We start from the raw sequence: 4,057 nt of genomic DNA on the forward strand, positions 1-4,057 counted from the left end.
GCCTGTGCTGGCGGTACCGCAGCCTGTTGTGTGGGTGAAGGCGGCAACGCCATCGACATGGGCGAACTCCGCCATGCGATCTTCATGGAAATGGGCCGCGCGGTCGATCAAGTTGAACGGATTATTCTGAAAAACAATCTCTTCTTTGGGCAGGGGGTTAGGCGCGCCCGGGGCCGTATTAGGCCACAGATCAATCATGGCGTCTGGTTCAATTTGAACAGCGCCTGTCTGTGCGCTTGCGGTAGCCGGAAGGCCAAAGAGCGCAACAAACACACAGAAGAAAGCCGAAACCAGTCGTGCGAGCCGAAATGGGTGCCCTACTACATTCATCCTGTTTCCCATCCTTCGATCTTGAGCCGGCTTATCCGCTAGATGGAGAAGGCCGTATTCTCTTTGATAAGTCCAAACGCGTCACGGGTTTAGAAACTGGCGCATCAGCCCACGACCTTTTGACCGTTTGTGTTGGTTTTCCGCTCTATCTTATTCACTTAGCGCGGGCTTTGCTCTAAAAAGCGCACCGAGTACAGACTGTTGCGTTTGCCTTACTTTGTTTTGTCCTGCGTGGTAAGGATGAAGGGCGCGTCGTGGTTTTCTTGATAGACAGCGCACCCTAGAAAGTAGTTTCCAAACCCCATGTCTTCTTCGGACAATTCTTCACGCAAGCCTTCAGCGAGCCCGTTGGGATCTGCCAGCGGCAAGACCCCGGCGACATCGGGGACCTTGAGTGAAGGGGAGCGTGATCGCTTTGCCGATCTGATGGAAGCCGTGGCGATCCACAAAGATAAAGCGGCTTATGGTGAGTTGTTCGCTTATTATGGCCCGCGCGTGAAGGCCTATCTGATGCGTCTGGGGGCAGATAATGCACTCGCGGAAGAATTGGCTCAAGATGTGATGGTCACGGTCTGGCGCAAGGCTGATCTGTTTGATCGCACGCAAGCGTCCGTCTCAACGTGGCTGTTTCGGGTGGCGCGCAACAAGCGCATCGATGCTATCCGCCGCACCACCAAACCAGAGCTTGATCCCAATGACCCATTGCTCTTGCCCTCGGCTCCGCCAGCTGCAGATCAATTGATCACAGGTGCCGAGCGCGATAAGCTAGTCCGCGCTGCCATCGTTGATCTGCCGGAAGAACAACGCCAACTCTTGCATCAAGCCTTTTACGACGGCCTCTCGCATCGCGAGATCGCTGTGCAGACTGGCACCCCACTTGGAACCGTCAAGTCCCGACTTCGATTGGCTTTTTTGAAGCTAAGGTCGAAACTGGACAGCCCGGACTGATCGATTGCGGCAAGTTCGCCTTGACGTTAGGAAATGGCAACCAATATCGACTATCTTGGAACCGTGAACGAGCCTGCGCTCGGTTGCGCCACGACTTGGAATTGCCCTTTTGGGGTTGGGATTAGGGAAGACAATGATCAGCGCAAATCCTGATGACTTCCTGACTGCAGACCCGTCTCTGCGCCTGCTGGTTGAAACCCAGGCGGTGCTTAAAGGCATCTCCCCTCTCGCGCTGGATATTGGCGATGTGATTGGCAGCGACGCGTTAGAGGTCCAAGCACCTGTCGACGTGTCTGACGATTTTCTCGCAGGTGTTTTAGCGCGCATTGACGCGTTGGAAGATAGTCATGCCCAAGCGCGCGAAGCTGTTCATGCGGCTGGGCGTGCGTTGGACGAGTTACTGGGCCTGCCCCAGCCGCTGCGCGACGTCTGCCTTGATTCCGCCGCTCAGGAGGGTTGGACCTTTGCGGGTCCGGGCGTCAAATCCATGGCTTTGGAGACTGGCGGTATGCTACGTGCCAAATTGCTGCGGATCGAACCCGGCCACGGCGCACCCCATCATGACCACACAGGGACTGAATATACATTGGTTGTCTGCGGCGCGTTTGAGGATGGCACCGGCATGTTTGGTCCCGGCGATCTCTCGATCAAGCAGCCCGGCCAAATGCACCATCCGGTCGCTCTACCCGGCGGAGTTTGCTTGGCCTTGACCGTTGAAGAAGGCGATATCGCTTTGACCGGTGCGCTCGGCATGTTGCAGCGCCTGTTCACCCGCCACTAGACCCTCTGCTCTCGACCACCGCCGCACCAGCCTCTTGACCCTTGGCTCGGACAGGGCAATGAAGCCTCACGCATCATGTGACCTCCACATGATTGGAAGCATTGTCAGCGGCAGGAGCTCTCATGAGCAGCGAAACGAAAGAAACTGGCTATCCAACCGGAACCCTGATGAAGGGCAAGCGCGGCCTTGTTATGGGCGTGGCCAACGACAAGTCGATCGCATGGGGCATTGCCAGCCAATTGGCCGCCCAAGGTGCCGAACTTGCGTTTACCTATCAAGGCGAAGCGCTGGAAAAGCGCATGCGGCCTTTGGCTGAAAGCGTTGGCTCTGACCTGATCTTGCCCTGCGATGTCACCGATGATGCGGCCTTAGATACGGTGTTCGCCGCCATTAAGGAAAAATGGGGCGGCCTAGACTTCTTGGTTCACGCCATCGCTTTCTCCGACAAGAATGAACTGAAAGGCTCGTTTGTGGAGAATACTACGCGCGAAAACTTCCTCCGCACTATGGATATTTCCGCCTTCTCGTGGGTGGCTTGTGCCAAACGCGCGGCACCCTTGATGTCGCCCGGCGGCTCGATGATCACTTTGTCCTATCTGGGGGCCGAGCGCGTCTTGCCATCTTACAATGTGATGGGCGTCGCCAAGGCAGCGCTGGAAGCGGCTACCCGCTATATCGCCCGCGACTTGGGCCCCAGTGGCATTCGCGTTAACGCCATCAGCGCCGGGCCGATGCGCACCTTGGCCTTGGCCGGCATTCAAGGCGGCCGTGGCCTTGTCAATACGGGCCGCGAGTGGTCCTTGATGAAGGAAGACACCAGCATGGAAGGCATTGCTGGCTGTGCCTTGTGGCTCTTGTCCGATATCGGCCGCTCCACCACCGCTGAAGTGGTCCATGTCGACGCTGGCTTCCACGTCGTTGGCGTGCCGGATGGTTTGAACGACGGCTAAGCAATCTGGATCGACCCATGATTACCCACAGCGACGATTACTTTACGAGGGGATGTGGTCGTTGTGGGCGATTTGAGACGCCAGACTGTTCGGTCCACCTATGGGGGCAGGGGCTCGCCGCGCTTCGAAAGCTCTGCTTGGAAGCAGGTCTTACCGAAACGGTGAAATGGGGCCACCCCTGCTATCAGGAGGGGGATCGCAATATCGCTCTCTTCGGTGCGCATCGAGATAGCTTTGTCCTGACCTTTAGCAATGCCGCGCTGTTAAAGGACCCAGAACAAATCCTAGAGCGCGCTGGCCCCAATACCCAGACGGCCGACCTCGTGCGGTTTAAAGATCTGGCAGAAGTTCAGGCCCTAGCCCCCACGCTGAAAGCCTATTTGGCTGAGGCGATTGGCTATGCCCGGGCAGGCCTTAAGCCCGTCAAAACCCAAGCGGAATTCGACTTACCCGATGAGTTGATCGAGGCCCTCGATGCCGATCCAGACCTGGCACAAGCCTTCCACGATCTGACCCCGGGCCGACAGCGCAGCTACGCCATCGCGCTCAACTCCACCCAGAACGCGGCCACCCGTGGGGCGCGGATTGATAAGTTTCGACCTAAAATCTTGCGTGGTAAGGGGGCTTTGGAGCGGGAGTAGGGGGGTGTTCAAGGTAGGGTGCGTTTCGCAAGGAATGCACCATCCTGATCGCCATCCGCTGAAGCTTCTTCCGCTTTGGACTGCCTTTGCCGCAGGCTCTGCCTTCGCAAAGGCCGTGTTCGAGTTTGGGCGCGCAAGATGGGGCGTCAAGGGGCACGCTTCGCGTGTCGACGAAGTCGATTTCACCCCTTGACACCCCAGCTTGCGCAAAAAGAATTCTCGGGCGGCTTCAAGGCAAGCGAAGCGACGCATTGAGGCGTTCCAAGTCAAAGAAACCCTTATACCAGCCTGCGTTGAGGGTGACTCAGGTGGGGGATTCCCAAAGTCGTGGAAGTGTGAATCAATGGCGTCCTTGATTTGGAGGGCGTTGCTATGGGATCAGCGATTGGCTTGCGGGATGATTTTGA

5 protein-coding genes are annotated in these 4,057 nt (G+C 57.2%); 4 read left to right on the forward strand and 1 reads right to left on the reverse strand.

The annotated features are described in order from the left end of the window. Nucleotides 1-330, reverse strand: a 330-nt coding sequence (locus tag ACIQ20_RS16085; protein WP_395782097.1) for a hypothetical protein, incomplete at its 3' end; no start/stop codon positions are given. Between the two features lie 303 nt (nucleotides 331-633). Here ACIQ20_RS16085 and ACIQ20_RS16090 point away from each other — a divergent pair. From ACIQ20_RS16090 to ACIQ20_RS16105, 4 genes are all read left to right on the forward strand, one after another. Continuing rightward, nucleotides 634-1,278, forward strand: a complete 645-nt coding sequence (locus ACIQ20_RS16090; protein WP_395782099.1) for a sigma-70 family RNA polymerase sigma factor — start codon at nucleotides 634-636, stop codon at nucleotides 1,276-1,278. Nucleotides 1,279-1,411: 133 nt separating this feature from the next. Continuing rightward, complete coding sequence (locus tag ACIQ20_RS16095) at nucleotides 1,412-2,059, forward strand: cupin domain-containing protein (protein ID WP_395782101.1); 648 nt, start codon at nucleotides 1,412-1,414, stop codon at nucleotides 2,057-2,059. A gap of 122 nt (nucleotides 2,060-2,181) precedes the next feature. Then, entirely contained in the window at nucleotides 2,182-3,009 is an 828-nt protein-coding gene (locus ACIQ20_RS16100; protein ID WP_395782103.1) for an enoyl-ACP reductase, read from the forward strand. A 17-nt stretch (nucleotides 3,010-3,026) separates the two neighbouring features. Then, nucleotides 3,027-3,650, forward strand: a complete 624-nt coding sequence (locus ACIQ20_RS16105; protein WP_395782105.1) for a YdeI family protein — start codon at nucleotides 3,027-3,029, stop codon at nucleotides 3,648-3,650. The last annotated feature ends 407 nt before the right edge of the window (nucleotides 3,651-4,057 follow it).

Origin of the sequence: Aquidulcibacter sp. (assembly GCF_044346625.1) — a bacterium.
Taxonomy (GTDB): domain Bacteria; phylum Pseudomonadota; class Alphaproteobacteria; order Caulobacterales; family Aquidulcibacteraceae; genus Aquidulcibacter.